The sequence below is a fragment of the Ruegeria sp. BHSA162 genome (assembly GCF_059613385.1).
Window position 1 is genome coordinate 23,362 of sequence record NZ_JBXWSK010000008.1, and the last position, 26,954, is coordinate 50,315.

The 26,954-nt window shown below is 59.9% G+C and carries 32 protein-coding genes, 1 tRNA gene and 1 pseudogene; 22 read left to right on the plus strand and 12 right to left on the minus strand.

Annotated features, from left to right (window positions below; translation table 11 throughout):
• Positions 1 to 39: 39 nt before the first annotated feature.
• Positions 40 to 681, plus strand: coding sequence for an arylesterase (locus AC2FM5_RS04515; protein ID WP_496734123.1), 642 nt, complete (start codon positions 40 to 42; stop codon positions 679 to 681).
• Positions 682 to 684: 3 nt separating this feature from the next.
• Complete coding sequence (locus AC2FM5_RS04520) at positions 685 to 1,299, plus strand: SOS response-associated peptidase (RefSeq protein WP_496734124.1); 615 nt, start codon at positions 685 to 687, stop codon at positions 1,297 to 1,299.
• A gap of 8 nt (positions 1,300 to 1,307) precedes the next feature.
• On the opposite strand, the gene AC2FM5_RS04525 is transcribed toward AC2FM5_RS04520, so the two are convergent.
• The 4 genes from AC2FM5_RS04525 to ettA form a co-directional block, all read right to left on the minus strand.
• On the minus strand, positions 1,308 to 1,868 hold the full coding sequence (locus tag AC2FM5_RS04525) for a L,D-transpeptidase (protein ID WP_496734126.1): 561 nt from the start codon (positions 1,866 to 1,868) through the stop codon (positions 1,308 to 1,310).
• Between the two features lie 190 nt (positions 1,869 to 2,058).
• Positions 2,059 to 2,265, minus strand: coding sequence for a cold-shock protein (locus AC2FM5_RS04530; protein WP_170360243.1), 207 nt, complete (start codon positions 2,263 to 2,265; stop codon positions 2,059 to 2,061).
• Between the two features lie 480 nt (positions 2,266 to 2,745).
• Positions 2,746 to 3,111, minus strand: coding sequence for a hypothetical protein (locus tag AC2FM5_RS04535; RefSeq protein ID WP_496734129.1), 366 nt, complete (start codon positions 3,109 to 3,111; stop codon positions 2,746 to 2,748).
• A 27-nt stretch (positions 3,112 to 3,138) separates the two neighbouring features.
• Positions 3,139 to 4,806 (minus strand): energy-dependent translational throttle protein EttA, encoded by a 1,668-nt coding sequence (ettA, locus tag AC2FM5_RS04540; protein WP_496734131.1) that lies wholly within the window; start codon positions 4,804 to 4,806, stop codon positions 3,139 to 3,141.
• Positions 4,807 to 4,942: 136 nt separating this feature from the next.
• On the opposite strand from ettA, the gene AC2FM5_RS04545 reads away from it, so the two are divergent.
• From AC2FM5_RS04545 to dacB, 3 genes are all read left to right on the plus strand, one after another.
• On the plus strand, positions 4,943 to 5,413 hold the full coding sequence (locus AC2FM5_RS04545) for an MOSC domain-containing protein (RefSeq protein ID WP_170365291.1): 471 nt from the start codon (positions 4,943 to 4,945) through the stop codon (positions 5,411 to 5,413).
• 32 nt (positions 5,414 to 5,445) lie between these two features.
• Positions 5,446 to 6,048 carry a nicotinate-nucleotide adenylyltransferase gene (locus AC2FM5_RS04550; protein WP_170460865.1) on the plus strand — a complete coding sequence of 201 codons (603 nt, stop codon included), beginning with the start codon at positions 5,446 to 5,448 and terminating at the stop codon, positions 6,046 to 6,048.
• A gap of 84 nt (positions 6,049 to 6,132) precedes the next feature.
• The gene (gene dacB, locus AC2FM5_RS04555; protein WP_170436177.1) at positions 6,133 to 7,611 is read left to right on the plus strand and encodes a D-alanyl-D-alanine carboxypeptidase/D-alanyl-D-alanine endopeptidase; all 1,479 of its coding nucleotides are present in this window, start codon (positions 6,133 to 6,135) and stop codon (positions 7,609 to 7,611) included.
• Positions 7,612 to 7,617: 6 nt separating this feature from the next.
• On the opposite strand, the gene AC2FM5_RS04560 is transcribed toward dacB, so the two are convergent.
• On the minus strand, positions 7,618 to 8,040 hold the full coding sequence (locus AC2FM5_RS04560) for a tellurite resistance TerB family protein (protein WP_093963405.1): 423 nt from the start codon (positions 8,038 to 8,040) through the stop codon (positions 7,618 to 7,620).
• A 232-nt stretch (positions 8,041 to 8,272) separates the two neighbouring features.
• On the opposite strand from AC2FM5_RS04560, the gene AC2FM5_RS04565 reads away from it, so the two are divergent.
• The 4 genes from AC2FM5_RS04565 (at position 8,273) to AC2FM5_RS04580 (ending at position 13,455) form a co-directional block, all read left to right on the plus strand.
• Positions 8,273 to 8,887 (plus strand): class I SAM-dependent methyltransferase, encoded by a 615-nt coding sequence (locus AC2FM5_RS04565; protein ID WP_496734134.1) that lies wholly within the window; start codon positions 8,273 to 8,275, stop codon positions 8,885 to 8,887.
• A 115-nt stretch (positions 8,888 to 9,002) separates the two neighbouring features.
• The gene (locus tag AC2FM5_RS04570) at positions 9,003 to 10,577 is read left to right on the plus strand and encodes a lysine--tRNA ligase (RefSeq protein WP_170530034.1); all 1,575 of its coding nucleotides are present in this window, start codon (positions 9,003 to 9,005) and stop codon (positions 10,575 to 10,577) included.
• Positions 10,578 to 10,625: 48 nt separating this feature from the next.
• Entirely contained in the window at positions 10,626 to 11,027 is a 402-nt protein-coding gene (locus AC2FM5_RS04575; RefSeq protein ID WP_170436180.1) for a DUF4864 domain-containing protein, read from the plus strand.
• A gap of 142 nt (positions 11,028 to 11,169) precedes the next feature.
• Positions 11,170 to 13,455, plus strand: a complete 2,286-nt coding sequence (locus tag AC2FM5_RS04580; protein ID WP_496734137.1) for a glycosyl hydrolase family 28-related protein — start codon at positions 11,170 to 11,172, stop codon at positions 13,453 to 13,455.
• A gap of 43 nt (positions 13,456 to 13,498) precedes the next feature.
• On the opposite strand, the gene AC2FM5_RS04585 is transcribed toward AC2FM5_RS04580, so the two are convergent.
• A complete protein-coding gene (locus AC2FM5_RS04585; protein WP_496734139.1) occupies positions 13,499 to 14,164 on the minus strand; it encodes a hypothetical protein in 666 nt (221 codons plus the stop codon).
• Positions 14,165 to 14,303: 139 nt separating this feature from the next.
• On the opposite strand from AC2FM5_RS04585, the gene AC2FM5_RS04590 reads away from it, so the two are divergent.
• Together AC2FM5_RS04590 and AC2FM5_RS04595 are read left to right on the plus strand one after the other, a co-directional pair.
• Positions 14,304 to 14,624, plus strand: coding sequence for an antibiotic biosynthesis monooxygenase family protein (locus AC2FM5_RS04590; protein WP_093963400.1), 321 nt, complete (start codon positions 14,304 to 14,306; stop codon positions 14,622 to 14,624).
• A gap of 72 nt (positions 14,625 to 14,696) precedes the next feature.
• Complete coding sequence (locus tag AC2FM5_RS04595; protein WP_093963399.1) at positions 14,697 to 15,104, plus strand: universal stress protein; 408 nt, start codon at positions 14,697 to 14,699, stop codon at positions 15,102 to 15,104.
• On the opposite strand, the gene AC2FM5_RS04600 is transcribed toward AC2FM5_RS04595, so the two are convergent.
• Positions 15,089 to 15,598 carry a HugZ family pyridoxamine 5'-phosphate oxidase gene (locus AC2FM5_RS04600; RefSeq protein WP_496734142.1) on the minus strand — a complete coding sequence of 170 codons (510 nt, stop codon included), beginning with the start codon at positions 15,596 to 15,598 and terminating at the stop codon, positions 15,089 to 15,091. The genes AC2FM5_RS04595 and AC2FM5_RS04600 overlap by 16 nt on opposite strands.
• A 71-nt stretch (positions 15,599 to 15,669) precedes the next feature.
• On the opposite strand from AC2FM5_RS04600, the gene AC2FM5_RS04605 reads away from it, so the two are divergent.
• The 4 genes from AC2FM5_RS04605 to AC2FM5_RS04620 all read left to right on the plus strand — a co-directional run bounded on the left by AC2FM5_RS04605 (position 15,670) and on the right by AC2FM5_RS04620 (position 17,556).
• Positions 15,670 to 16,110, plus strand: a complete 441-nt coding sequence (locus AC2FM5_RS04605; protein ID WP_170342067.1) for an excalibur calcium-binding domain-containing protein — start codon at positions 15,670 to 15,672, stop codon at positions 16,108 to 16,110.
• Between the two features lie 160 nt (positions 16,111 to 16,270).
• Positions 16,271 to 16,561, plus strand: a complete 291-nt coding sequence (locus AC2FM5_RS04610; RefSeq protein WP_170360267.1) for an NIPSNAP family protein — start codon at positions 16,271 to 16,273, stop codon at positions 16,559 to 16,561.
• Positions 16,562 to 16,588: 27 nt separating this feature from the next.
• Positions 16,589 to 17,146 (plus strand): lysozyme, encoded by a 558-nt coding sequence (locus AC2FM5_RS04615; RefSeq protein ID WP_170343256.1) that lies wholly within the window; start codon positions 16,589 to 16,591, stop codon positions 17,144 to 17,146.
• 56 nt (positions 17,147 to 17,202) lie between these two features.
• Positions 17,203 to 17,556, plus strand: coding sequence for an MmcQ/YjbR family DNA-binding protein (locus AC2FM5_RS04620; protein ID WP_496734145.1), 354 nt, complete (start codon positions 17,203 to 17,205; stop codon positions 17,554 to 17,556).
• Here the strand turns inward: AC2FM5_RS04620 and AC2FM5_RS04625 are convergent.
• A complete protein-coding gene (locus tag AC2FM5_RS04625) occupies positions 17,553 to 18,260 on the minus strand; it encodes an ORF6N domain-containing protein (RefSeq protein ID WP_496734147.1) in 708 nt (235 codons plus the stop codon). The genes AC2FM5_RS04620 and AC2FM5_RS04625 overlap by 4 nt on opposite strands.
• A gap of 253 nt (positions 18,261 to 18,513) precedes the next feature.
• Here AC2FM5_RS04625 and AC2FM5_RS04630 point away from each other — a divergent pair, with 253 nt between their 5' ends.
• A complete protein-coding gene (locus tag AC2FM5_RS04630) occupies positions 18,514 to 18,720 on the plus strand; it encodes a hypothetical protein (RefSeq protein ID WP_496734149.1) in 207 nt (68 codons plus the stop codon).
• 479 nt (positions 18,721 to 19,199) lie between these two features.
• On the opposite strand, the gene uvrB is transcribed toward AC2FM5_RS04630, so the two are convergent.
• A complete protein-coding gene (uvrB, locus tag AC2FM5_RS04635) occupies positions 19,200 to 21,386 on the minus strand; it encodes an excinuclease ABC subunit UvrB (protein WP_170526026.1) in 2,187 nt (728 codons plus the stop codon).
• A gap of 160 nt (positions 21,387 to 21,546) precedes the next feature.
• On the opposite strand from uvrB, the gene AC2FM5_RS04640 reads away from it, so the two are divergent.
• From AC2FM5_RS04640 to AC2FM5_RS04665, 6 genes and pseudogenes are all read left to right on the plus strand, one after another.
• Positions 21,547 to 21,858, plus strand: a complete 312-nt coding sequence (locus tag AC2FM5_RS04640; RefSeq protein WP_093963390.1) for an ETC complex I subunit — start codon at positions 21,547 to 21,549, stop codon at positions 21,856 to 21,858.
• The gene (locus AC2FM5_RS04645) at positions 21,859 to 22,335 is read left to right on the plus strand and encodes a GNAT family N-acetyltransferase (RefSeq protein WP_170343251.1); all 477 of its coding nucleotides are present in this window, start codon (positions 21,859 to 21,861) and stop codon (positions 22,333 to 22,335) included.
• 21 nt (positions 22,336 to 22,356) lie between these two features.
• Positions 22,357 to 22,433 (plus strand) — tRNA-Arg (locus tag AC2FM5_RS04650).
• A 309-nt stretch (positions 22,434 to 22,742) separates the two neighbouring features.
• Positions 22,743 to 23,843, plus strand: coding sequence for an AAA family ATPase (locus AC2FM5_RS04655; RefSeq protein WP_496734152.1), 1,101 nt, complete (start codon positions 22,743 to 22,745; stop codon positions 23,841 to 23,843).
• A gap of 48 nt (positions 23,844 to 23,891) precedes the next feature.
• Entirely contained in the window at positions 23,892 to 24,044 is a 153-nt protein-coding gene (locus AC2FM5_RS04660; RefSeq protein ID WP_244952476.1) for a hypothetical protein, read from the plus strand.
• Positions 23,992 to 24,254: pseudogene (locus AC2FM5_RS04665) on the plus strand (integrase core domain-containing protein); the annotation flags it as partial. The gene AC2FM5_RS04660 and the pseudogene AC2FM5_RS04665, both read left to right, overlap by 53 nt.
• On the opposite strand, the gene AC2FM5_RS04670 reads toward AC2FM5_RS04665, so the two are convergent.
• From AC2FM5_RS04670 to AC2FM5_RS04680, 3 genes are all read right to left on the minus strand, one after another.
• Positions 24,251 to 24,625 (minus strand): YidH family protein, encoded by a 375-nt coding sequence (locus AC2FM5_RS04670; protein WP_170360284.1) that lies wholly within the window; start codon positions 24,623 to 24,625, stop codon positions 24,251 to 24,253. The pseudogene AC2FM5_RS04665 and the gene AC2FM5_RS04670 overlap by 4 nt on opposite strands.
• Before the next feature lie 124 nt (positions 24,626 to 24,749).
• Positions 24,750 to 25,250, minus strand: a complete 501-nt coding sequence (locus AC2FM5_RS04675) for a Dps family protein (RefSeq protein ID WP_496734154.1) — start codon at positions 25,248 to 25,250, stop codon at positions 24,750 to 24,752.
• 69 nt (positions 25,251 to 25,319) lie between these two features.
• On the minus strand, positions 25,320 to 26,945 hold the full coding sequence (locus tag AC2FM5_RS04680) for an acetolactate synthase large subunit (RefSeq protein WP_496734156.1): 1,626 nt from the start codon (positions 26,943 to 26,945) through the stop codon (positions 25,320 to 25,322).
• Between the last annotated feature and the right edge of the window lie 9 nt (positions 26,946 to 26,954).

Sequence of the window (26,954 nt, forward strand, 5' to 3'; positions counted from 1 at the left end):
GAAAGGGGCAGTCATTTGGGATATGGAGCGGTCAGGAATTTGCGCAAGGCTCTGGCGGCGGGGCTGTTGTCGCTCTGCGGCATTGCTGCCACAGCCGAGCCGGTGGTCCTGGCCGCTCTCGGAGACTCGCTGACTCAAGGCTACGGCCTTGTTGAGAAGGATGGGTTCGTCCCTCAACTGAACCGGTGGCTGGATGCGCAAGGCGTCGAGGTGAAGATAATCAACGCCGGTGTTTCCGGGGACACAACGGCCGGTGGTGCGGCGCGTGTGGGCTGGACCCTGACACCAGAGGTGGACGGGATGATCGTGGCGCTGGGCGGAAACGACGTTCTTCGTGGGATCGACCCGGCGGTCTCGAAGTCGAATCTGGAAAAAATTCTGACCGAGGCGCAAACGGCCAAGGTTCCGGTTCTGCTGATCGGCATGCAGGCTCCGGGCAATTATGGCGCGGACTACAAACAGGCGTTTGATGCGATGTATCCGGATTTGGCCACCCAGTTCGGCACACTTTATTCCCCCAGCTTTTTTTCCGGGTTGCAGGCGGGTGGCGACCCCGGAGCCGTGCAGACCTACATGCAACCTGACGGGATCCACCCCAATGCGCGCGGCGTTGTGTTGATCGTGGATGAATTGGGACCAGCTGTCCTTGATCTGATCGCCGCCGCAAAACAGCGGCAGTAAACCGTGCCCGGGCGGTTCTTTCTGACGCGGCCGTTTTCCCAGATTTCCGAATTCCTAGGTCGAGAAACTGCTTGGCCGGATGAACAGCCGCGCCAGAACATACAGCCCGGTCAGGAAGTGATCGTTCTGACTGCTGAAGGCGTCGGGCCCATGCGGTGGGGCATGATCCCCGTAGGGCGCGTCAATGCCCGGGGGCGACCGGTCATGGAAACGATCATCAATGCGCGGTCGGAAACGGTTTTTGACAAATCTGCTTTCGAAGGTGTCGGTCGCGCGGTTGTTCCGGTTGATGGCTGGTACGAGTGGACTGGCGAAAAGCGCCGCAAAACCGCGTGGCGGATTGAATCGGCCGACGGAACCCCTTTGTTGTTTGCCGCGATTACGGACAGATGGATTGCGCCCGGTGGTCAGCATGTTGATCAGTTCGCTGCTGTGACCTGCGAACCGAACGATGATATGCGGCCGATCCACCACCGCATGGGTGTCCTGTTGCGGCCCGAAGACGTCCGAACCTGGCTGACCGGATCGGACAAGCAAGCAGCAAGCCTTTGTGTTCCGTGGCCAAACGGACGACTGAAGATTGAAAAAGCCGAAGGAGTGGATTGGTCGGGGCCTTGACCGCTGCCTTAGACGACGGTGACGACTGTTCCGATCGGGACGCGGTTGTACAGGTCGATCACGTGCTCATTCAGCATTCTGATGCACCCGTTCGACACGGCTCGTCCGATGGTCTGCGGCTGGGTCGTTCCATGGATGCGGAAATACGTGTCGACGCCGTTCTGAAACAGATACAAGGCACGGGCGCCCAGCGGGTTGTCTCCTCCACCGGGCTGGACATAGTCATTGTCCTTGAATTTGGCATAGGCAACGGGGTCCCGCTCGATCATCTCTTCGGTCGGGCGCCAGGTGGGCCATTCCTTTTTCACGTCGATCGTCGCAGTTCCGGTAAATTCCAGCCCGGCCTTGCCGACGCCACAGCCATAACGGATGGCTTTGCGGGGCTCGGTCACGAAATACAGGTAGAACGAACGTGGCGCGACCAACAATTGCCCGGGCAAAAACTGCTTCTTGATCCGAACGAATTGCGGGGTCGGGTCGTATTCGACCGGCTTCTTTTTCGCGTGGGCCGTGCCAGGCACGGCGCTGATAGCAGCGGCGGAGATCAGAAAATTGCGGCGTGAGAACATGGCAATACTCGGCTAATCAACAAAGAAAACAGGGTAGCAGTCTGTTCAGAATAGCCGATCCGGTCAATTCCCGCGCGGGTTTCACCGGAAAGTGATGTTGTTTTCCTGCCCCACTGGGGCCGGAAAGCGCGATCAGAAACCGCGCAAAAAAATGGGGGCGACGGTCATCCGTCGCCCCCAGAGACCTGGTTTAGGCCAGTTCGATGTTGTCGGCGCTTTCGCGACCGTCACGACCCGAACGCAGTTCGTAGGTGACTTTCTGGTTGTCGGCCAGGCCGGTAAGGCCCGAACGCTCGACGGACGAAATGTGCACGAACACGTCTTTGCCGCCCTCTTCGGGTGCGATGAAGCCGTAGCCTTTGGTGGTGTTGAACCATTTTACGGTGCCTGCAGGCATATCCGTATCTCCTGTTTTTAGTGCTGCCCACGGAATTGCGGCAGCCCGGCGTCGTTGTCTGGATCGATAGACTGAACGCCGAAAACGGAGACAGTAGGTCGAAGTAGAAAAACGTAAGCTCTTTGCATATGGCACTGAGAACGCCATGTGGCAAGGGCTGGTTGGGCAGAATGTGCTGCGCTTTCAGGGGTCAACGGGCGTTGTGAACGTAAATCCGCCGAACTGAATTCGAACCTGCCTCGGGCTTTTTTGTTGTCAGATTATCGCGCCCTACGCGGGCCGAACGGGCGCGGGGCCAGCAGCGGCACAACTAAGAAAGAGGATCGGTCACCTGTCTGATAGTCGACCCCATTCAATGGCATTCGGACGCCCGAAAGCCTCGATAGGCACAAGCAATCACCCGGATGCCGGGATGTCGTTTTCTAAATGAGTGCCGAGATGATGTCGAAAATCGCGAATGCAGCGACCCAAAGGAACACGTTAAAAAATCAAGGTCGCATATGCCAGGAGGAGCATGCGAAAAAGGTTGCGATTTGGAGTGGTTTTGAGTGCACCCGGTGCAGGTGACTCGTACCCCCAATCAATCTTAAAGAAATAGCTGTTAGCCCTGTAAACCGTCAGAAGCAGACGAAGACGGGTGGGCGGTGCGCCGCTTACCCTCAACAGATACTCGGTATACTCATTCTTGAAGTTGAAGAATGGAAACACAGACGCCAAGATCAGCGAAGACAACCACACCGAAGTGCTTGCGATCATAAAGAAACCAAGCAAGGGTAGCGCTTCCGCCATACCGTTTTCCAACTGTCCATCATCCCGTTGATAGTATGGGCTGATTTCTGCCCACACTATCCATCCGGAGATGTGTCAGGAGTGTTATCGCGCAAACTTCTTATGCTTCAACCGCTTGGGCTCCAACGCGTCCGGTCCCAGGCGGCGCTTCTTGTCTTCTTCGTAGTCTTCGAAGTTGCCCTCGAACCATTCGACATGCGCATCACCTTCAAAGGCCAGGATGTGCGTACAGATCCGGTCGAGGAAGAAACGGTCGTGCGAGATGACCACGGCGCAGCCGGCGAAATCGACCAGCGCGTCTTCCAGCGCGCGCAGGGTTTCTACGTCCAGGTCGTTGGTCGGTTCGTCCAGCAGCAGGACGTTGCCGCCCTCTTTCAGCAGGCGGGCCATGTGGACGCGGTTGCGCTCACCTCCTGACAGCAGCGAGACCTTTTTCTGCTGGTCGCCGCCCTTGAAGTTGAAGGACGAGCAATAGGCGCGGGAATTGACCTGCGCGTCACCCAGTTGGATGATCTCGGCGCCGCCGGTGATCGCCTCCCACACGGTGTCGTTGTCGTTGAGGTCGTCGCGCGACTGATCGACATAGGACAGTTGCACCGTGTCGCCGTATTCGATGGTGCCGGCATCAGGTTTTTCCTGGCCGGTGAGCATTTTGAACAGGGTCGATTTACCGGCGCCGTTGGGGCCGATCACACCGACGATGCCGCCCGGCGGCAGGCTGAAGGACAGGTTCTCGATCAGTTGCTTGTCGCCCATATGCTTGGCCAGACCGTTGACCTCGATCACCTTGCTGCCCAGGCGCGGGCCGTTGGGGATGACGATCTGGGCTCGGGTCAGCTTCTCGCGCTCGGACTGTTCCGCCAACTCGTTGTAGGCGTTGATCCGGGCCTTGGATTTGGCCTGACGGGCCTTTTGACCCTGACGCATCCATTCCAGTTCGCGTTGCAGGGTCTTCTGCTTGGATTTGTCCTCGCGGGCTTCCTGCTCAAGCCGCTTGGCTTTCTGCTCCAGCCACGAGGAATAGTTGCCCTCGTACGGGATGCCACGGCCGCGGTCCAACTCGAGGATCCAGCCGGTGATGTCATCCAGGAAGTAGCGGTCGTGCGTGACGATCAGGATCGTGCCCTTGTAGTCGATCAGGTGCTGTTGCAGCCAGGCGATGGTCTCGGCGTCCAGGTGGTTGGTCGGTTCGTCCAAGAGCAGCATGTCGGGCGCTTCCAGCAGCAGCTTGCAGAGCGCCACGCGGCGTTTCTCGCCGCCCGAGAGGTTGCCGATGTTGGCATCGTCCGGCGGGCAGCGCAGCGCCTCCATCGAAACGTCGATCTGGCTGTCGAGGTCCCACAGGTTTTCCGCGTCGATCGCGTCCTGCAGGGCGGTCATCTCTTCCATCAACTCGTCCGAGTAGTTCTCGGCAATCTCCATCGCGATCTCGTTGAAACGGTCGACCTTGGCCTTTTTCTCGGCCACGCCCAGCATGACGTTTTCACGGACGGTCAGGGATTCGTCCAACTGAGGTTCCTGTGGCAGATAGCCGACCTTTGCGCCCTCGGCGGCCCACGCCTCGCCTGTGAAATCGGTATCGAGGCCGGCCATGATCTTCATCAGGGTCGACTTACCGGCGCCGTTCACGCCGACGACACCGATCTTTACGCCGGGCAGAAAGCTCAGGTGAATGTTTTCAAAGCACTTCTTGCCACCGGGATAGGTCTTTGAGACACCCTGCATGTGGTAGACATATTGATAGGCGGCCATGTCGCGTCCTCTGGGTCGGGGAATTCAGGTTGACCCGCTTGATAGCCAAGCGGGACGGGCGGGGCAAGCTGGTGCTTTGGCGAATTTCTGGCTGGCCTTATGCGCCGGCCTGACCGGACTGGGAAGGATGCTGGGAATGCCGGAACTTGCGCAATTGGTATCAGGTTGGGCCAAGGCCGGGCGGATCGAATGGATCGGCGTCAGACCGGGGCGACGATTGGATATGATCGCACTGGGTCAGGCCATGATCCGGGAAGACGGGGTTGAGGGCGATCGCGGTCGCTCGGGGAAGCGTGCGGTGACCCTGGTTCAGCACGAGCATCTTGCCGCGATCGGCAGCTATTTGGGGCAAGGTCCGGTCGCACCGGACGTGCTGCGGCGCAATCTGGTGGTTTCCGGCATCAATCTGGGCGCTCTCAAAGGGCGCGAGGTTCAGGTCGGCACCGCCATCTTGCGGATCACGGTTATCTGCGCGCCTTGCAGCAGGATGGAAGAGGCGTTGGGCAACGGGGGGTACTCTGCCGTGCGTGGGCATGGCGGCTGGTGTGCCGAAGTGGTGCGATCGGGGGCGGTCGGTTTGGGCGATGCTGTGCAACCTGTTGATTGACAAGGTCGGCGAGTTCTGGACTACAGCAGGGGATGTTGCGAAGCGCGATACCATATGCGCGGCCCGGTCAGGTCGTGGGACTGTTCGGGGGATCGTTCGATCCACCGCATCAGGGGCATGTGCACGTTACACTGGAGGCGATGAAGGCCTTTGGATTGGATCGGGTCTGGTGGTTGGTGTCGCCGGGGAACCCGCTGAAGTCTCGCGGCCCGGCTCCGATCGATCAGCGAGTTGAGGCCGCACGGTCCATCATGCAGCATCCCAAGGTTGAGGTGACTGACATTGAGGATCTGACCGGCACCCGCGCCACGGCTGACACACTTGCTGCATTGCGGCGGCTCTATCCGCAGGTTCGGTTCGTTTGGCTGATGGGGGCTGACAACCTGGCCCAGTTTCACAAATGGAAGGACTGGCGGTTGATCATGGACACCGTTCCTGTGGGCGTGGTGGCGCGCCCCGGAGATCGGATTTCAGCCCGCATGTCACCGGCGGCGCGTGTCTATGCCAAATACCGGATTGACGGAACGGCGCGGCATCTTTTGGGTCGGGCCGATGCGCCGGCCTGGTGTTTCGTGAACGTGCCGATGGTCGATGTCAGCTCGACTCAGATACGCTCCAAAGGCGGCTGGACCTGACAGGTGTTGCCTGAACAGCCCCGATGGGCACATAATTCAGGTGCATGGTTGTTTGCCTGTGATCTCTGGGATTTTATTTGACCCATGACTGATCGTATTTCGAGACGTTTCTTTCTGGCCGGCGCCGGTTCGCTTCTGATCCCCACCGCGGGTCTTGCCGGGGCGCCAACTGTCTCATTGCGGCCTGTTGCCCGTGGCGCCGAGTTGAGCGGTGCCGAACGCATCATTCAGGCGGCGCGATTGAACGGCGAAGTGGTCTTCGCTGTGGCAGACGTAAAAACCGGCGCGCAACTGGAGGAATTCGGCGGGGCCCGCGGCTTGCCGCCGGCCAGCGTCGCCAAAGCCCTGACCGCGCTTTACGCGCTGGACGTTCTGGGGCCGGACCATCGGTTCGAAACAAAGCTGATCGCAGATGGTCCGATTGAAAACGGGATCCTCAAGGGTGATCTGATACTGGTCGGAGGCGCCGATCCGGTATTGGATACCGATGCTCTGGCCACGATGGCCGCCAACCTGCGCAAGGCCGGACTGACCGAGGTTCGGGGGGCGTTCAAAGTGTACAGCGGCGCATTGCCCTATGTATTCAGCATAGACCCCGGTCAGCCTGATCATGTGGGCTATAGCCCTGCGATCAGTGGAATTTCCCTGAACTTCAACCGTGTGCATTTCGAGTGGAAACGCCAAGGGTCCAGCTATGACGTGACCATGGACGCACGCAGTGCCAGTTATACGCCGTCGGTGGACATGGCCGCGATGCGGATCGAAAATCGCAACCTTCCGGTCTACAGCTATCAACCCAGCGCGCGGCAGGACCGCTGGACAGTTGCCAAGGGCGCGCTGGGTAATGGTGGCGCCAGGTGGTTGCCCGTGCGCAAACCGGGTTTGTATGCCGGGGATGTGTTCCGCACTCTGGCCCGGGTGAACGGCATCGTCCTGGGGCGGGTTCAAGTCACACGCGAGGCCCCCAGCGGCACCGTTCTGGTCACGCATCAGAGCGATGAACTTACCAGCATAGTGAAAGGGATGCTGAAATATTCGACCAACCTCACGGCCGAGATGGTGGGGCTGGCTGCGACCGTCGCGCGGGGTAGGCGGCCGCAAACACTGGCAGAGTCCGCGGATGAGATGAATCGCTGGTCGGCTCAGACCTATGGCGCGTCCGGTATTGCTATGGTGGATCATTCGGGGTTGGGCGATGCTTCGCGAATGGTGCCGTCTGGCCTGGTCAAAGTTCTGGTGGCCGCTCAGCAACATGAAACGCTGCGACATCTGTTGAAGCCGTTTACCCTGACCGACGCCAAAGGCCAGCGGATCCAAGGGCACCCGATCAAGGTCGACGCCAAGACCGGAACCCTGAACTTTGTATCTGGCTTGGGCGGGTATCTGACCACCGCCGAAGGATCCGAGTTGGCCTTTGCGATATTCACTGCCGATCTTCCGCATCGGGCGACCATCGCGCGTGAAAGCCGCGAACGCCCTGAAGGCGCGCGCAGCTGGAATCGCAGGTCTCGCAAACTGCAGCAGGCCCTCATCGAGCGCTGGGGCGCGCTTTATGGCAGCTGAATCCGATCAGACGGTGTGACGCGCCCGTGCGCCGCGCTCGATCGCTGCGGCGTGCAGCCGATCGATCTCCAACTCATACCGGATCTCTTCCAGCAGCCGCAGTTCGGTTTCGGCCAGCGAGCCGTCGGCGGCGGCGACATCGCAGGCCAGAGCATAGGCCGTTTCGTTCAACCGCTCAGGCAGGTTGTCCCGGATCAGACCAAACAGTGCGTCCAGACCATCTTCCTGCTCGAACAGATCAAACACGATCTGCGAAACCCGGCGCATACGGTCGATATCGTAGTCGGCAAACACAGGCAGCATATTCACGGCTGTCTCGATCTTGACCAGTTCGACGGTGCGGATGTTCTCGTCCGAGGCTGAGACGGCCACCATGATCGCCACAAGGCAATCCTGCGGCGACATCGGGTGGGAAACGGGTTGGGTCATGGGAACGTCCTGCTTGGCTGTCTTTGATCGCGCACGATATGGGGCAGGGCCCGCGGGTTCAACACCTTGTTTCGCCGGCGACCGTAGTCTGGAATTGCAAGTACGGCGAACGTTTACCAGCAGAGTTGCGCGTTTGCCGCCCATCGGTCACAACGTGGTATGTGTTTCGTAGTTGGTCCGCGCAGGGGCCAATTCACCCTGAACAACAGATCTGACGGAAACGGTTGAACGAATGTCATTGAGCAGCAGAAAAATCAGGAAACTCTTTGGAAAGACGCCGACGGACCCAAGGCAGTTTTTGACTCACTATACGACTACCAATTCCGCGGGCGCTGAAATCGGCGTCTGGATGGGCGATTTTTCGGAGATGGTTCTGAGTACGGGCAGCATCGCGAAGTATTACCTGATTGATCCCTACGAGTTCATGCCGCAATTCCCGAACAGGATGTATGGGGGGAAAGTCGCGCAAAATCAGGGCGACATGGACGAAATTTTTGAGCGGGCGCAGTCTAGACTGGCACATTTGCCTGGCGAAAAGATCTTTGTTCGGAAGAGATCCGCGGAAGCGGCATCCGCGGTGCCCGACGAAAGCCTGGATTTTGTCTACGTTGACGGCGACCACTACTATGACGGTGTTCAGGCGGATATATTGTCGTACCTAGGCAAGCTGAAAACCGGTGGTTTTCTTATCTTCGATGACTGGAACTGGCATGATGACGAGGGGAAAGCCTCGGTGAAGCAGGCCGTCTGCGATTTTATTGCAGCCAATCCTGGTTGTTTGCAATTGGTTGATCTGCAAGCGGGTCAGGCCGTGTTCCTGGTCACGAGCAACCGTCTGAAATCGTAGCAGGGGCGGCGTTTCTCGCCTGCGGTCATTGACTCACGCTGCATCTGCACAATAGGAGATGCCGGTCGGTCGCATTGAGCGACCGTCGCTGATTTCCCGATGGAGAACGAACGAAATGTCTGAACTGCGTGAAACCGCCATGACGTCAAAGGCCTGGCCTTTCGAAGAGGCGCGCCGGTTGCTCAAACGCTATCAGAAGTCTCCACCGGAGAAGGGCTTCGTTCTGTTCGAAACGGGATATGGCCCGTCGGGCCTGCCGCATATCGGCACTTTCGGTGAGGTGGCACGGACCACGATGGTCAAGCGCGCCTTCGAGGCCCTGTCGGACATTCCCACCAAGCTGATCTGCTTTTCGGATGATCTGGACGGGATGCGCAAGGTTCCCAGCAACGTGCCGAACCCCGAGGCCCTTGAAGCCTATCTGCAGCAGCCGCTGACTTCGGTTCCTGACCCGTTCGGCGAGTATCCCAGCTTTGGTGAACACAACAACGCCATGCTGCGTCGGTTCCTTGATACGTTCGGGTTCGAATACGAGTTCTATTCGGCGCGCGACTTTTATCGTTCGGGTCAGTTCGACGAAATCCTGAAGCGTGCAGTCGAACGATATGACGACATCATGGCCATCATGCTGAAAAGCCTGCGCGAGGAGCGTCAGCAGACCTATTCGATCTTCCTGCCGATCCATCCGGAAACGGGTCGGGTCCTTTATGTGCCGATGAAAAAGGTGTGCGCCGAGACCTACACCGTCACCTTCGATGATGAAGATGGCAAGGAGTGGACGCTGCCCGTGACCGGCGGCAATGTGAAGTTGCAGTGGAAGCCGGATTTCGGGGCGCGCTGGGCGGCGTTGGGCGTCGACTTCGAGATGTATGGCAAGGAACATGCGACCAACGAAAAGATCTATGACGCGATCTGCCGCGCGCTGGGTGGCCGTGCGCCCGAGCATTTCTCGTATGAGCTGTTCCTTGATGAAAACGGGCAGAAAATCTCGAAGTCGTCCGGAAACGGAGTGTCGATCGACGAGTGGCTGACCTATGCGCCGACCGAGAGTCTGGCCTATTTCATGTATCAAAAGCCGAAGACGGCAAAGCGGATGCATTTTGACGTCATCCCCAAGGCGTATGATGAATACCATCAGCAGTTGCGTGCCTACCCCGGGCAGGACCTGAAGGCTCAGTTGAACAATCCGGTCTGGCACATTCACGGCGGTGACGTGCCGGAATCGACTTTGATCGTGCCCTTTGCAATGCTGCTGAACCTCGCGTCGGTTTCAGGTGCCGAGGACAAGGAGACTCTGTGGGGCTTCATCCGCCGCTATGCGCCCGAAGCCACGGCCGAAAGCCACCCGGACCTCGACAAGGCCGCCGGTTTTGCAGTGCGCTACTTCAACGACTTCGTGAAACCGACCCGCAAGCATCGGGCGCCGACGGAGCAAGAGCGCGAGGCGCTTGAGGCCCTGAAGTCGGCGCTTGAAGCCTATGACGGTCCGGTCGAGGACGAAGCTTTGCAATCGGTGGTCTATTCCATCGGCCGCGAGCGCTTTGACCCGATGCGCGGCTGGTTCACAGCCCTTTACGAGGTGTTGTTGGGCGCCAGCCAAGGCCCTCGGTTCGGCGGGTTCATCGCCCTTTATGGCGTCCCCGAAACGATTGCACTGATCGACAAGGCTTTGGCCGGAGACCTGGTCTGATTTGACCCGATACTGCATGGGGCTACCTTTCCGGCAGGAGGTGGCCCCATGCGTCAACTTTTGCTTGCAGTTTCCCTGAGCGCCGGTCTGGCAACAGCCGCAGTTGCCCAAAGTGGCGACATCGAAGCCAATATCGCGGCGCAGATTGAAGCCTTCAAGGCCGATGACTTCGCCACGGCCTTCACCTTCGCCAGCCCCAACATCCAGACAATGTTCCGCACGCCCGAGAATTTTGGCGCGATGGTGCGCAACGGCTATCCAATGGTCTGGCGCCCGGCTGAGATCCGATTTCTGGAATTGCGGCAGATTTCCGGGTTCTGGTGGCAGAAAGTGATGGTGGTGGATGCGAACGGCCGGGTCCACATCCTGGACTATCAGATGGTCCAGCTGGAAAACGGCTGGAAGATCAACGGGGTGCAGCTGCTTGGCAACTCCGACCCATCCGCCTGACGCAACACCCACCGTCACGATGATATGAGCGACGGTTAATCCCTTTTCGATACTCAGACCAGCGTGTCCGGGCGGCTTCCGGATCCGAAATCTGGCATGCGCCATAGCCTGAAGAGTGGGCGCGTTTGGGAAAGGGTATTCAATGAACAAGGCAATCACCGACGGAATCGTTTTCACGCCGCCGCAATTCGCGAATGGTCTGGATGTGTGGTCCAGCGGCGACGGCACTCCGGGCTCACCGACCTATGACGGATCGGGAACGGGAGTGTTCGTGCCTGCAGATGCGGAGTTTGGCGGTTGTCTTGAGATACTGAAGGTCAAACCCACGCAGCAACTGCGGTACATGGGGCAGACGCCGCTTCTGTCGGGCTGCTATTTGCAGATCAAGGCGCGGGTCAAAGCGATCAGCGGGCCATTGCCGCAGGTCCGGATCGCTGGATGGGCCGGAGGGGCCGGCGACGTGCACCTTTCCGGACTGACCGAACAGGGCCCGGCCATTCAGCTGTCGGCCTATGGCGTGGTGCACGAGGTCACCGCCATCGTCGGGATTGGACAGCGGCCGGGCGTGGACATGCCTTGGGGCATTTCGGCGCTATACGGGCATTTCGGCCTCGATATCGAGGGGGCAAACGGCGCGCTCGTTCGGATCGATGATATCGAAATTACCGATGTCACCGGGATCTTCTTGCGCGACATGATCAGCCTTGTGGACGTGCGGGACTATGGCGCGTTAGGAGATGGTGTGGCCGACGACTCGGCCGCGTTCGAGGCGGCAGACCAAGCCGCGGGAGGTCGCCGCATCTATGTGCCGCAGGGAACCTACCACCTGGCACAGGATGTTGGGCTGGACGCGGAGGTCGACTTTGAGGGCACGGTCACGATGCCTGATGACAAGATGCTTCTTCTGACCAAGAATTTCGATCTGCCGACTTACATCTCCGCCTTCGGCGATGAAGCCCTGGCCTTCAAAAAGGCGTTTCAGGCGCTGTTGAACAACTCGGATCATGAATCGCTGGACCTGGGCGGCCGCAAGATCTCGGTGTCCGAGCCGATCGACATGCAGGCCGCCGTACCCAATCGCGGCAGCTACTCCACTCGCCGCGTGATCCGCAACGGGCAGTTCGACGTCAAGAGCAGCGCCTCATGGGACACCGAGACCTTTACCTCTGTCGCAACATACGATCCGGCGGATCCTTACAAGTTGTCCGGTGTGGCCAACGTGGCCAATATCCCGCTCGGGTCGTTGGTTCAGGGCAGCGGCGTTGGACGTGAGATCTATGTTCGGTCCAAGGATGAAGGTGCCGGTGAGATCACCTTGAACGCACCTATCTATGATGCGGCTGGCACGCAGACATTCACGTTCGTTGCTTTCAAGTACCTGTTGGATTTCTCGGGCTTCAGTGCGCTCCAGAAATTCGCCATGGAAGACATCGAGTTTCAATGCAACGGGCGCTGCAGCGCGATCCGCCTGTCGCCGGGCGGGAACACGTTCGTTTTGAAGAACTGCTTTGTCAGCCGTCCGTTGGATCGCGGCATCACTTCAATCGGGGTGGGGTGCCAGGGCATGTTGATCGACGGTTGCCAGTTCCTGTCCAGTGAAGAGTCTCTGGACGTGCCCGACCGCAGTTCGATTGCCATCAACGCCAATGCCAACGACGTCAAGCTGCGCCACAACCGCGCCGTTCGTTTCCACCACTTCGCGGTTCTGGGCGGAGACAACAACCTGGTTCTGGGCAACCACTTCTTTCAGGGCGACAGCGTGCCGAACGGTGTGCGCAATGCGGGTTTGGTGATGATCGGGGCCTACAACAGTTCTTCGATCGCCGACAATTATATCGACAACTGTTTCATCGAGTGGAGCAATGAGCGCGATGCCGAACCCGACTACACCTCGGGCTATTCCTTCAGCGCCATGAGCATCACCGACAACATCTTCTATTCAAGTGACGTTGCCCCGTGGTTCGCCTATATCGTCGTGCGCCCGCATGGCGTCGGGCATTTCCTGAACGGAATGACGGTCACGGGCAACAAGTTCCGAACGGCGAACGGGTCAATCGACCGCGTGGACAAGGTTGATACAACTTTTGCCGATCTGAATCCTGATCGGCATGTGAATGTCACGTTCGCAGACAACACGTATCACAACGTGACACTCAAGACCGCGAACCCGCTGCGGGTCCGACACGAACAGAATACGGCGGCCTCTGCCTGGACGGTGGACTCGGATGGTGCATTCCCCTTTGGTGGGCAGGCCCGCAGCTGTGACAGCGTCGTCGTGCTGGACGGGCTGAGAACCGCCTTTGGAACTCTGCGCTATTCGGCCCCCTATGTTCAGTTGCAGCAAGGGACGAACCAGGACCAGATCAAGTTGCGTTGGTCCGAGGCCTTGAGTGGTGAAGTTTCGGTGATCATGCGGATCGAGGTCTGATCCGTGTCGGCCGGTCGCTTTTGGGGCGGCCGGCGCGCAGCATTCAGAACTCGCGCCACAGCGCGAATCTCAGGCCTGGCCTGTCCCGGGCGGCGTTGCGCTCGACCCCGATTATCCAGGTGTTGGGGCCGCTTTCGGATCGAAACATCGCCGAGGGTCGCGCGCTCCAATAGAGCGGGCGGCCAGGTACATAGGACGTTTCGATCTGGAGCAGGGGATTGACCCGACGGTGCGACGACAAACCCACTGTCAGGTCCAGTTTTCGGATCAGAGCGTCATGGCTTCGGTACTCCAGCGCGGCATCAGCCGCCAGCCAGCCACTGCCATATCGGGCCTGAAATCCTTTGCCCCAAGACAGGGTTGCCTTGTACATCGCCCATGCGCGGGTTTCACGGTGATGCGCGCCGACACCCAACTCGGCCGCCAGACGCCCACCGTTGGAAAATTCGGCAACCGGTAGGCGCGCAAACACCACGACGTGACCGTAGAGTTCTTGATGCTCTTCCGCGTCCAAACCCAGCGTCAGATTTGGGCGCATTCCCCATTCCCCATAGAGCGAGGACTTGAAGCGGATGCGCTTCCCGGGCTCGGAAAACGCCGTCAGGGCCAACGATGTGAACGAGGCGCCTTCTTCACGAAGCCATGCCCCGGCCAAGGCCGGAGTCGAAAACACAAGACTTGCACACAGGAAGGCGATCAGGCGGTCCATTTGCGCAGGATCATCAACCTTGGTTAACGGAAGGTTAGCGCTCGGTTCATTTTTCGGAAACTTTTTCGCGCCAGCTCAACGAAAGGCAGGACGTTTGAATAACCTGTGCTAGGCTTGGGTCAGACAAGGGAGATGACCGATGCCGAAGATATCAAAAGACGCCAGTGTTCAGACCGTTATCACCACTTTCGAAATGACCCCCGGAACCTGCCAGGACCTGCTAGAAGCGTTGACCGACGCCTATGCGAACTTCATTTCCAAGCAGCCCGGTTTTGTCGCAGCCGGACTGCATGTCAACGATGCCCAGACCCGCATCGCGAACTATTCGCAGTGGGAGCGGCGGGAGGACTTTCTGGCCATGCTGCGAACGCCTGAAATGCGCGAGCGCAACCGCAAGATCAACGAATTGTGCAAAAGCTTCGAGCCGGTGATGTACGACGTGGCCGAAACATTTGACTGATCCTGACCTGAATCAAGGTCAGAAGACTTTGGCTACTGCTATCTGAACGCGAAACTCAAGGAGGCGCCAGCCATGTATCACAATATTCTTGTCCCGATTTCCTTCGATGCCGAGCGTGACACGTCGGGGCCGCTGAAACTGGCCAAGCTGTTGGCGACGCCAGATGCCAAAGTGACCCTGTTGCATGTTGTCGAGCATATTCCGGACTACGCAATCTCTTACATGCCGGCCGAATACCTGACCGAAGCGCGGCGCGCGATCCAGGATGAGCTGAACATTCTGGCCGCCAAGCTACCGAACGCCAAGGGCGTTGTGGTCGAGGGCCATTCGGGGCGCACGATTCTGGATTGGGCGGAAACCAACAAACCTGACCTGATCATCATGGCGTCGCACCGACCGGGGATGCAGGATCTGTTGCTCGGCTCGACCGCGACACATGTGGTGCGCCACGCCAGTTGCGCAGTTCACGTCGTTCGCTGATTTGATGGCGGGCAAAGGTCTTCGCGTGTCATCTTCCACGCTTTGCCGAACCCGCCATTGAGAAGCCCATCGACAATCTCGAAACGCACAAAACGGAAATCTGCGAAGTCGATATATAGTCCGGCCTTCGGACGCTGTGACAAGTAGCTTGCCCGAAGCGCGGTATGCTCCTCGGTCGCCCGTGGGATCGGGCGCGCCGTGCAGTGCAGGGTCAGCCGGGGATGGGTCAGTGGATCACCTTTGTCAGCGGGCTCGCCGATCAGCAACGCGCAGGCCGGATTTGCCTCCAACGCGCGTGAGTGCTCCGCCAGATCCGAGATCAGGGTCAGCGGCCATCCAGCACTGTCGGTGGCCAGTGCGATGCGGCTGATCGACGGCAGTCCGTTGTCCGGATGCACCACGGCAAGCGCGGCAAAACGGGCCTGCGCGATGAGATCAAGGGCCAGTTCCCGTGCAGTCTCGTCGACCGGTTGAAATGGGTTTCGAGTGTTCACGTGGCGCCCTCGCTGGATTGCGTCATTCCGATGCCTCGGCTTTGCCACATAGTTGGTGTATCGCCAAGCTTATGAAGCTGAAGACAACCGTATACAACGAACCCGCACCAGACCCGCGCTTGGCACGTCGACAGCGCAAGGCTGATGCCCTGCGCCGACATGCGCTGTCCCCGCTGCGCATTCTGCTGATGGTGCTGGCCCTGCCGCTGACGACGGGGATGATCGCGCTGGGCGTATATCTCCGGACCTCGGATCTGGAGCGGACCGAAGCCGTGATGCACCTTGTGGCGCTGGCTGGTTGCGACGCGGCGCGCTCCGTTGGTCTTGGGCCGATGCGCGAGGGACAGCTTGGATACCACAAACGCAACGACCCTGACGGCGACGGGATCGCATGCGAGTCCAGTGTCCGCGCCGCAACGCGGTCGGCTGTGCCGGTCCAGGCTCCTGCGTCCACGCAAAGCGCGGCGCCCAAACCGCGGGCTGTCGGAAACGCCAAATTTGTCCGCCCCTGACGGCCATGGAAGACACCTATCTTCATGGTTGAACCTTTTCTCGCACATGATCGCGTTGCCTGTGTCCCTGCGTGATTTGGTCAGGACGTGGTAGGATCATACCGTCCGCTGGCAGTTTGCCGCGGTTCGGGGTCTGGACCCCAAGCGAGGGAGGACAACCATGTTTGCACGCGTTACCCAGTTCAAGATGAAGCCCGGCACCCGCGAGGCCGCCACGGCCCGAATGAACGATCTGAAGGATCAGATCATGGGCATGCCCGGTATGCACTGCTTTACGAATGTGATGAACGAGGACGGCAGCGGCTATGTGATCTCGGTCGTCGAAAGCGAGGCGACATCAAACGCAAACGCCCCCAAGGTTGCCGAGTTGTGGGGCCAGTTTGCCGAGTATCTTGAAGGACCTCCGACGCCGATGGGGTATGATGTCATTGCCCACTGGGACAAGGGGTGACATCGGCCGCCACTCGGGGATGGCCTGATGCCTTACAAGATCACACCGCGTATTGCCGCCGAGCTTATCTCGCACGAAGCGATCGTGCGCGAGGCCTATCTGGATTCCGTTGATGTCTGGACCTGGAGTGTGGGGATCACGTCGGCCTCGGGCCACACGGTCTGGCCGCGTTATCTGGATAACCCCCAGACCTTGCGACGCTGTTTTGAAGTGTATGAGTGGGCTATCCGCACCAACTATCTGCCTGCGGTGGAAACGGCCTTTGCCGGCCACGCCTTGACCGAGGCGCAGTTGGGCGCGGCCTTGTCCTTTCACTACAACACTGGGGCCATAGACCGGGCCGTTTGGGTGCGCAGATGGAAGGCAGGGGATGTGGCCGGTGCTCGACGCGCGATCATGTATTGGCGGCGGCCGCCTGAAATACGCCCGCGGCGGCGCAAGGAGCGCGCTCTGTTCTTCGATGGCGTCTGGTCGGGCACGGGCACCGGAACCGAGTACCAGGTGCGAAAACCGTCCTATCGGCCAGACTGGTCCAGCGCGGCGACGGTTCAAATCGGCGACGTTCTGCAAGACCTGTTCGGTTAGGCCCGACAGGTCATGCTTGCTTGCGAAATCCTTGCCGGCCCGTCAGGATCGGCGTCATGACCCGGGACGAATTCAACACCTTCTGCGCCTCTCTCAAGGCCACGAGCCACGTCGTGCAGTGGGGCAATGCGGATGTGTGGAAGGTGGGTGGCAAGGTGTTCGCGATCTGCGGCTGGAACAACGGCAAGGACGCCTTTACCTTCAAGGCCACCGACCTGGCCTATGAGGTGCTGCAGGATCAGCCCGGCATCCGGCCCGCGCCCTACCTGGCCTCGCGCGGCATGAAATGGCTGCAGGTTTACGACGAACGCGGAATGAGCGACGCGTCCCTGCGCGACCACATCGTGACGTCCTACGAGATGGTCGTGGCCAAGCTGACGAAAAAGATGCGGGCCGAGCTGGGGCTTTAGCCCTTCATCGCCTGCAGCAGCTCGATCAGCCGCTTGCGATCATCGTCATCGGCATAGTCGCCCGCGGCCAACCGTTCGGCGATGCGCAGGCGCAGGCGCTCGTGCTGGGTGCGCACTTCCTCGCCTGCGGTTTCGGCCAGCGTCTTCATGATCACCGCCACCGCCTGCTGCCGCTTGGTGGTGGGGTTGGCGATGTAATCGACAAGGCTCTGCTGCCCGGAATCGAGGATGTTTTCGGCCAGCGCCCGCAACTGCTCGCCATTCGGCAGCAGCGGGACGGGGGCGTCTTGGGGCGGCAGGATCTCGGGCGCGCTGCGTGGGGTTTCAGCCAGGGCGTTGGCGCCGTCGACGAAGGCCTCGGTGATCATGCGGGTGATCTTGATCGCGCGCGGGTCTTTGAACAGGGTCGAGGCGATGGCCACGCCGTAATCGGTATAGACCCACGGATTGACCCGCCGCCCGCCGCGGCCTTTGGGCTTTGAAATCACATTCCGTGATATCAAATCGGCCACCTCGGCGTCGGTCAGCTGAAACCGGTAGCCCTCGAACAGGTCGGTGTTGCGCGAGACGGCCTGATTGAAGGCGCTGACGGATTTTCCGTAGAACCGCGCCAGATCCTCGGCCAGCACCACGCGGGTTCCGCGCACCCGGTGAATGGCGTTTTGGACCTCATACGTGCTGGGCAGGGTGTTCGGGTTCGTCATGGCAGCCGTTTGGAATCACAATTTGTGATTTCAAACGTGGAGGAGGGGGAGGTGGGTGGCAAGGGTGGATTTTGGAGCGGTGGGCAGGACGGGGTACGTAGGAAAGGTGACTTCATCCATCATTGTGAGACCGTCAGAAAAGATGGTGCGAGCACCCATCTATGCTTGCTTGACTGTAGACACAGTTTCTTGAAGTGTATTGATTTTCATGCATAACTCGTAGCTGTTGATATTGCTAGAACTGCGCATTTGTATGTCCCAAAAAGAATTGGCGTTTGAGATTGCATACTCTCAACTGCGTTCGCAAAAGGAAGATTTGAGATATGCTCGAAACCAAGCGGGTATGGCCGCCGCCATGACAGGTTTGGTTGGAACTGTTTTTGCCGGATTGGTTGACGTTAAGAGTTTGTTGGGAGTGATGATTTCTCCTTTTTGTCGATACGCGCCGAATTTTGGTTAGTAATAGTCACGTTCTCTTTGTCACTGTACTTTGCTGCGATGGTTAGTGTCGCTCAAAGAACGTGCCACTTTGAGCTTAATCCCAATTGGGTGCTAAATCGTGAAACAAAAATGGAGTCGTTAGAAGACACAAAAGCTCAGTTAGCCAAAGACTGCGATGCATATTTTGACGAAAATGAAAAAGTTATCTTGGAAGCACGAGTAAATCTTTGGCGTGCAGTTGTTTTAGGATGTGCGCAGATTCCAGCTTGGTTGCTAAATCTTGTATAGGGAAAAATGGCAAAGAAACCATCTTCGGGAAAACCCAGCGTATCAACAGGCGGCGCGTCAAAACGTGGTTCTTCTTCACCACAGTCGACTTACAAGGGTGGTAGAACACAGGGCGGGAATTCCAGCCAAAACACTGGCTCGGGAAAACCTACGACAAGGGGCAAAGAAAAGTAATCGCTCGCCGATTATCCGCTATATAGTTGCGTGCACTCACCGCTTCCGTCTTTTCACATTCCCACCCCGCTGCCCCGGCCGTCCGGCCGTTGACCGCCCCTGCGAGCGAACCGCGTCTTCCGAGGCTTTCTCAACCGCCCATTGGCGCGCCATGGGGTCGTCGGCGACGGCCAGATCGACCGCTTCCAGCCGCTTGATCTCATCCCGGATGCGGGCGGCTTCTTCGAATTCCAGGTTCTCGGCCGCCTTGCGCATCTGCTCGCGCAACCCGTCCAGATGCGCCTCGAGGTTGGCGCCGTGCATCGGTTTGTCGATGGTGGCGGTGACGCGGTTCATGTCCACGTCGCCTGCATAGAGACCGGCCAGAACGTCCTCGACATTCTTCTTCACCGTCTCGGGGGTGATGCCGTGCTCCTCGTTATAGGCGATCTGCTTGGCGCGGCGGCGGTTGGTTTCCTCCAGCGCGCGCTCCATGCTGCCGGTGATGCGGTCGGCATACATGATCACGCGGCCCTCGGCGTTGCGGGCGGCGCGGCCGATGGTCTGGATCAGCGAGGTTTCCGAGCGCAAGAAGCCCTCTTTGTCGGCGTCCAGAATGGCGACCAGACCGCATTCGGGAATGTCGAGCCCCTCGCGCAGCAGGTTGATGCCCACCAGCACGTCGAAGGCCCCCAGCCGCAGGTCGCGCAGGATCTCGATCCGCTCGATCGTGTCGATGTCGGAATGCATGTACCGGACCTTGATGCCCTGTTCGTGCATGTATTCGGTCAGGTCTTCGGCCATGCGTTTGGTCAGCGTGGTGACCAGCGTGCGGAACCCCTTGGCCGAAACCTTGCGCACCTCGTCCAGCAGGTCGTCGACCTGCATCTCGACGGGGCGGATTTCAACCTCGGGGTCCAAGAGGCCCGTGGGACGGATCACCTGTTCGGTGAAGACGCCGCCGGTCTGCTCCAGTTCCCACTTGGCCGGGGTGGCGCTGACGAAGACCGACTGCGGGCGCATGGCGTCCCATTCCTCGAACTTGAGGGGACGGTTGTCCATGCAGGAGGGCAGGCGGAACCCGTGTTCGGCCAGCGTGAATTTCCGCCGGTAGTCGCCCCGGTACATGCCGCCGATCTGCGGTACGCTGACGTGGGATTCATCGGCGAAAACGATGGCGTTGTCGGGGATGAATTCGAACAGGGTCGGGGGCGGCTCGCCCGGTGCGCGGCCGGTCAGATAGCGCGAGTAGTTCTCGATCCCGTTGCAGACGCCGGTGGCTTCGAGCATTTCCAGGTCGAAATTGGTGCGCTGTTCCAGCCGCTGCGCTTCCAGCAGTTTGCCCTCGCCCACCAGCTGGTCGAGGCGCTGGCGCAGCTCCTTTTTGATGCCGAGGATCGCCTGCTGCATCGTCGGTTTCGGCGTGACGTAGTGCGAGTTCGCATAGACGCGGATCTGCTCCATCGTGTCGGTGCGCTCGCCGGTCAGGGGGTCGAATTCGGTGATGGCCTCCAGTTCTTCGCCGAAGAACGAGAGTTTCCAGGCCCGGTCTTCCAGGTGGGCGGGCCAGATTTCCAGGGAATCGCCCCGCACCCGGAAGCTGCCGCGCTGGAAGGCCTGATCGTTGCGGCGGTATTGCTGAGCCACCAGATCGGCCATCACCTGCCGCTGGTCGTATTCGTTCCCGACCTTCAGATCCTGCGTCATCGCCCCGTAGGTCTCGACCGAGCCGATGCCGTAGATGCACGAGACCGAGGCCACGATGATGACGTCGTCACGCTCGAGCAGCGCCCGGGTGGCCGAGTGGCGCATCCGGTCGATCTGTTCGTTGATCTGCGATTCCTTCTCGATATAGGTGTCGCTGCGCGGCACATAGGCTTCGGGCTGGTAGTAGTCGTAGTACGAGACGAAATACTCGACCGCGTTGTCCGGGAAGAAGCCTTTGAACTCGCCGTAAAGCTGGGCCGCCAGCGTCTTGTTGGGGGCCAGGATGATGGCGGGGCGCTGGGTTTCCTCGATCACCTTGGCCATGGTGAAGGTCTTGCCGGTGCCCGTGGCACCCAGCAGCACCTGATCGCGCTCGCCGTCCAGGACACCGGCGGCGAGTTCCTTGATGGCCGTTGGCTGATCCCCGGCCGGCGCAAACTCCGTATGCATGACGAACCGCTTGCCGCCCTCGAGCTTCAGGCGGGCGCGGACATCGTCGACGGTCAGCTGGGTTTTGTCAGAATGTGCATAGGGCATCGGCAGGCTCCGCTTGGGCTTCTTACATTTGTTCTTATTTTGTCCGCATGCAACCCCTGCAGCGCCGGTCATTTGCATGGCCCTGCGGCATTTGCAATCTTGTCCCCGCCCGCACTCTGACGCATAAACGGTCGCGACCAACCGAGTATGGAGAGGCGACATGCGCGCACGGATTTACCAGCCTGCAAGAAATGCGATGACGTCGGGTATGGCCAAGACCCGCAAATGGGTTTTGGAATTCGCGCCTGCGTCGGCGCGCGAGGTTGATCCGCTGATGGGCTGGACATCGTCTTCTGACACGCAATCCCAGGTTCGCCTGAAGTTCGACACCAAGGAAGAAGCGTTGGACTATGCCAAGGATCATGGCATCGAAGTTCTGGTCAGCGAACCGCACAAGCGCAAACCCAACCTGCGCCAGCGCGGGTATGGCGAGAATTTTGCAACAGACCGCCGCGGTCCCTGGACCCACTGAATGATTGACATCCGCGAAGCGGATCCGACTTCGGCTGCCCTGCGGCCGGTGGTCGAGGCGCATTTCGCGCACAGCGAAACCGCGGGACCCGCCGAAAGCAATCACACGATGGATGCCGAGGCGCTCTCTGGGCCGGGTATTCGGTTCTGGGCCCTGTTTGACGACGACGAGCCTGTGGGGTGCGGCGCATTGAAGGCTTTGCCGGACGGGACGGCCGAGGTGAAGTCGGTCCATATCCTGGCCAAAGCACGTGGGCGCGGTTTGGCGCGGACGATGATGAACCACCTGGCCGAATGCGCACGCGCCGACGGAATCTCTGCTCTGGTTCTGGAAACCGGCGCTGCCCATCTGGCCGAGTACGACGCCGCACGCAAACTCTATGAAGCGTTGCGATACAGCTATTGCGGTCCGATCTTTGGGTATCGGGACGATCCCAACAGCGCGTTCATGCGCTTGGCTCTTGAACCCCGGCCCTAAACCGATCAAGAAGGGCCCAGCGGTCCCGTAGCTCAACTGGATAGAGCAGCTGACTTCTAATCAGCAGGTTGAGGGTTCGAGTCCTTCCGGGATCGCCAGTTCCTGATCCTAGTGACGTTCGACATCCAAAGTCCGTTTTTGCGACAAAAAACGGTTTTTTGAATTGAACTCGAATCTGCTTTGTTTTTAGCGCAGTTCTTTCAACAACTTGTGCGCCGTGTAGCGGTTCGTTCATTCCGGCCGGGTTCGATGGCGCAACCCAATCAGGATGCATTGACACGCAGCATGTTAGATGTTCCCTAATCGTTCCACAGGTTCCGGAACCTTTCACACCCATCAGCCCCGCCCGCCCCGGCGGTGTGGACACCAGCGCGGCAAGCCCTGTCGCGCCACGAAAGGATTCTGCGATGCCCCGTGCCACGACCACGATTCCATTCCATGCGCTGCGGTTCGAAGACGACCTGCCGACGCTGCACGAGGTCGAGCGGCGCCTGAAGACATTTCTGCGCGGCCTCCGCAGGCAACGCCAGGCGGCCCAGACCGGTGACGATGAAGACGGCCGTGACAAGATGGATCAGTTCTTCGACTATCTGAATGAGGCCGATCGGCGGAAGATCCGGCGTCGCGCGCACCGCTACGTGCAGCGGCTGGACGCCCTGTCCGGCCTGTCTCATCTCAGCGAGGAGAACCGTGCGAAGCTGACGCCCTTGCGTGGCGGGCTGCCGGTCACCCGCATCACCACCGAACACGAGGCGGATGAGATCGCCGCCGCGCTCCACGCCGAGATGCCCTGGATGGCGCCCGCCAGCGAAGCCGTCTGGCACGGGCTGCGGGCCTCGGCGCGCGAGGGCCTGCCGGGTGTCCGGTTCACCCCGCTCGTCCTGATCGGCCCGCCCGGCATCGGCAAGAGCTTTTGGGCCCGGCGGCTGGCCCATCATCTGGAGGTGCCCGCGACCAAGATTGACGCAACGGGCGAGCCGGCGTCCTTCGCGCTCACCGGATCCCAGCGCGGCTGGGGCAGCGCCCACGCGGGCAAGCTGGTCACCACGGTCCTGAACAGCCGGCATGCCGGGCCGCTGGTCATCATCGACGAGATCGAGAAGGCCGACGAGGTCCACTCCAACAAAGGCACGCGGCACACGCTGACGGATGCGCTCCTGCCGCTGCTGGAGCGGATGACGGCGGCGACCTGGGAATGCCCTTTCTTCCAGGTCAAGATGGACATGTCTTGGGTCAACTGGGTGATGACGGCGAACAACCGGCAGGGCCTGCCGGAACCGTTTCAGAGCCGCTGCGTGGTGCTGGACCTGCCGGATCTGACCACGGGGCAGCTAAGGGACTTCGCCATGACCGAAGCCGCGCGGCGGAACCTTCCCGCGCCTGCTGTCGACGCCCTTGCCGCCATCTTCGAGACCGGTGCCGTCAGGCAGAGCCGCCCAAGCCTGCGCTCCGTCGCCCGGATGCTCGACCGCGCCGAGACGCTGGCGATGCGCCCCTTGCTGCATTGAAGACACCGCCCTGACCCATGTGACCATTCCGTACCAGACCGGCCCCCCGTGGTTCTTGGCGACCTGCATTTCGCCCGCTATCAGCGCCATGGGCTCGATCCGATCAAGGCCTGGGGGCTTGAGGACATCCTGTGGGAGGCCGATGTGCTCACCTTGGGAAAACGGCTGCTGCGAAAGCTTCAACGCACGGTTCCGCGATGAACTGCACAACGGCGAGCTATTCTACGGCCTAAGGAAGCCAGAATTCTGATCGAGTAATGGCGTGTCCACTACAACGCCGTCAGGCCACACAGCTCACTGGGCTACTGTCCGCTCGCGCCAGAATGCATCGTGCCGGTGGACCAGAGGCCGATAATGTACCAACAATCAAACCCCACCACCCGACGGGGGCACGCCAAGTGCCTCAATTAGACAAGCCACAAAACAAGGCAACATGCGATTGATCCGAGGGACAGGCTCCCAACAACCAACTGCAAGTGGAAGCGAGATGCCGGTTGGGCGCTGTGTGCTTCCAATCGGGAATACACGCGGCGGGCGTTCATCCAGGCTCCCCAATAGATCAGCAGCGAGATCAACACAAAAAGAGTGGCTGCGGCTTTCGCCAGCCACTCGGGCTCGACGGCGGAAAATACGGCCTTGAGCCCAAGGGCGATGGCTACGCATGCCATTCCGGTTCTCATCCAGCCTGCAAATGTGCGCTCATTTGCCAAAATCGTGCGGTCTTCGGCCCAGTCGGTCCGCTCCTCGGCCAAGTTTTGGCTTTTCGTGTTTTTTCCAGACATTGCCGCCCTTTGGACTGGTCACCAGATTGAAATGTGCAGGCTTGCCGGTTTTTCGGCAAGCCTGCGCAAGACCTTAAACGCGCACGGTTGGGTCGCAAAACGACACACGCGCCCGGGCACCCCGTCAGCTTGATTTGGAGATCGCCCGCAGCATCCACGCTGCCCGCTCATGAAAAGCCGAACGTTCGGTCGCCAGATCTTCGGTCACGACGTCTTTGCGGCTTCCTGCAAGCTCGGTCAGGGCGTGCAGGCGGTGCGCCACTCGTTCGTGGTCAGCAGCCAGATCTTCGATCATGTCGGCGGCGGACAGGTCCCCTTCGCGATCTTTGATGGCCGAGAAATCGAGGATGTCGGACATACGCGAGGGTGCCAGATGACCCAGCGCGCGGATGCGTTCCGCGATCTCATCAGCGGCGGCGAACATGTTTTCGTACTGTTCTTCGGTCAGCTTGTGAATCGAATAGAACAGCGGGCCTTCCACGTTCCAGTGATACGCATGTGTCTTGAAGGTCAGCCGGTAGGTATCGGCCAGAACATCAGCCAGACCCTTGGCCAAGGGCGCGGTGTCGCGCACGCCAGTGGAAACGGGGTTTTCGTTCGGGACAACGTTCAATGCGTCGGTCATGACAACTCCTTTTTTCTACTGGGGAAGAAACGCCCAAAGGCGGATTTGGTTCCACTTTTGGCGGAAAAATCAGGTGACGGTGGGCATCCCGCCATCAGCCGAATAGTCGACCGACACCCGCAGCAAGGTCGGAACGGCGACGTCAGCCGCCACCTGCAGCGCAGGAGCAAGTTTGCTGTGACTTTCGATATCGTGGTAGATCCAGCCAAAGGATCGGGCCAGTGACTCCCAATCGGGGTTGCCGAAGGAAAACTCGCGCGCACCTGGCTGTTTTTCGTCGATCAGACCATAGCCGTTGTCTTCCCAGATCAGAACGGTAACAGGCACGCACAACCGGGCCGCCGTCTCCATCTCCTGAACGTTCATCAGGAAGTCCCCATCACCACATACGGCGATCACCCGACCCTCGTCCAACAGACGGGCAGCCTCGATCGCTCCGGGCAGCGCAAGGCCCATACCGGCCAGGCCGTTCGGAATGATGATTTGGCCCGCCCGGCGCGCTTGAACCTTGCTGGCGACCCAAAGTTTGTGCAGGCCAACGCCAGACAATAGAACGTCGCTTTCGCGAAGCGTTTCGGAAATCGCCTGACAAATGGCAGACGGCGCGACGCAGGCGGCATCGGAAGCTGTTGGTCCGCCTTCCAGCGAGGCGTCAATCCTCCGCTGGAGATCTTTGAACCAGCTTTGCGGGGGACGTTCGGCCGTGGCCTTCGCCAGAACGTCGATGCAGTGCGGAAGGTCGCCTGTCAGAGCGGCCTTTACCGGCCAGTCCACATCAACAGTCGAGGCCACGTCCGAGATCTCGAGAACCGGCTTCTTACCGCCTATCGAAATGTTCGAGGGTGGATATTCAACCGGGTCAAACCCGATGGCAATGATCAGGTCGCACAGGTCGAAGGCTTCAGACGCCAACTCCTTGCCCGGCTGACCGATCGAATGCAGCGAGAGCGGGTGCCCCGGAGGCAAAACGCCTTTGGCCATGAATGTCGTGACGACCGGGGCAGAAAGGCTTTCTGCAAGTGCCCGAACGTCGCTTGCGGTGCCGGATCGGATCACCCCGTGTCCCGCAAGGATCAAGGGCTTTTTCGCCTCGGCCAGCAGGCGCGCGGAACGGATGACCGCATCGGCCGCCGGTCGCACCTCGGCTGGCGGCGGCGCCACGAAAGGTTCGGCCAGAATCGGGACCTCGGCCAGATCTTCGGGCAGGGAAAGATGGACGGCTCCGGGTTTGTCGAGCTTGCTCAATCGCACGGCCTCGGCCACGACTTGGGGGATTTCATCCGCAACCATCAGCGTTCGGCTCAACTTGGTGACTGGCGCGAAGAGTGCTTCGAGATCGATGATCTGATGGCTTTCGCGGCCCAGCCTGGACCGCGCCCCCTGTCCCGTGAGGGCGATCAGCGGCACATGGTCAAGCGTAGCGTCAGCCACACCGGTGACAAGGTTGGTCGCTCCAGGTCCAAGCGTCGAAAGGCAAACCGCCGGGTTCCCCGTCAATCGACCGTGAACCGATGCCATGAACGCCGCCGACTGCTCGTGCCGGCACAGGACGAAGTCGATGCTCGACTGGTCGATTGCGGCGATCAGATCGATTGTTTCCTCACCCGGAACACCGAATGCACAGGTCACGCCGTTGGCCTCGAGGCAGGCAATCAGCAATTCGGCGGCGGTTTGGGTATGGACGGCATCTTTCATGGGGCTTTG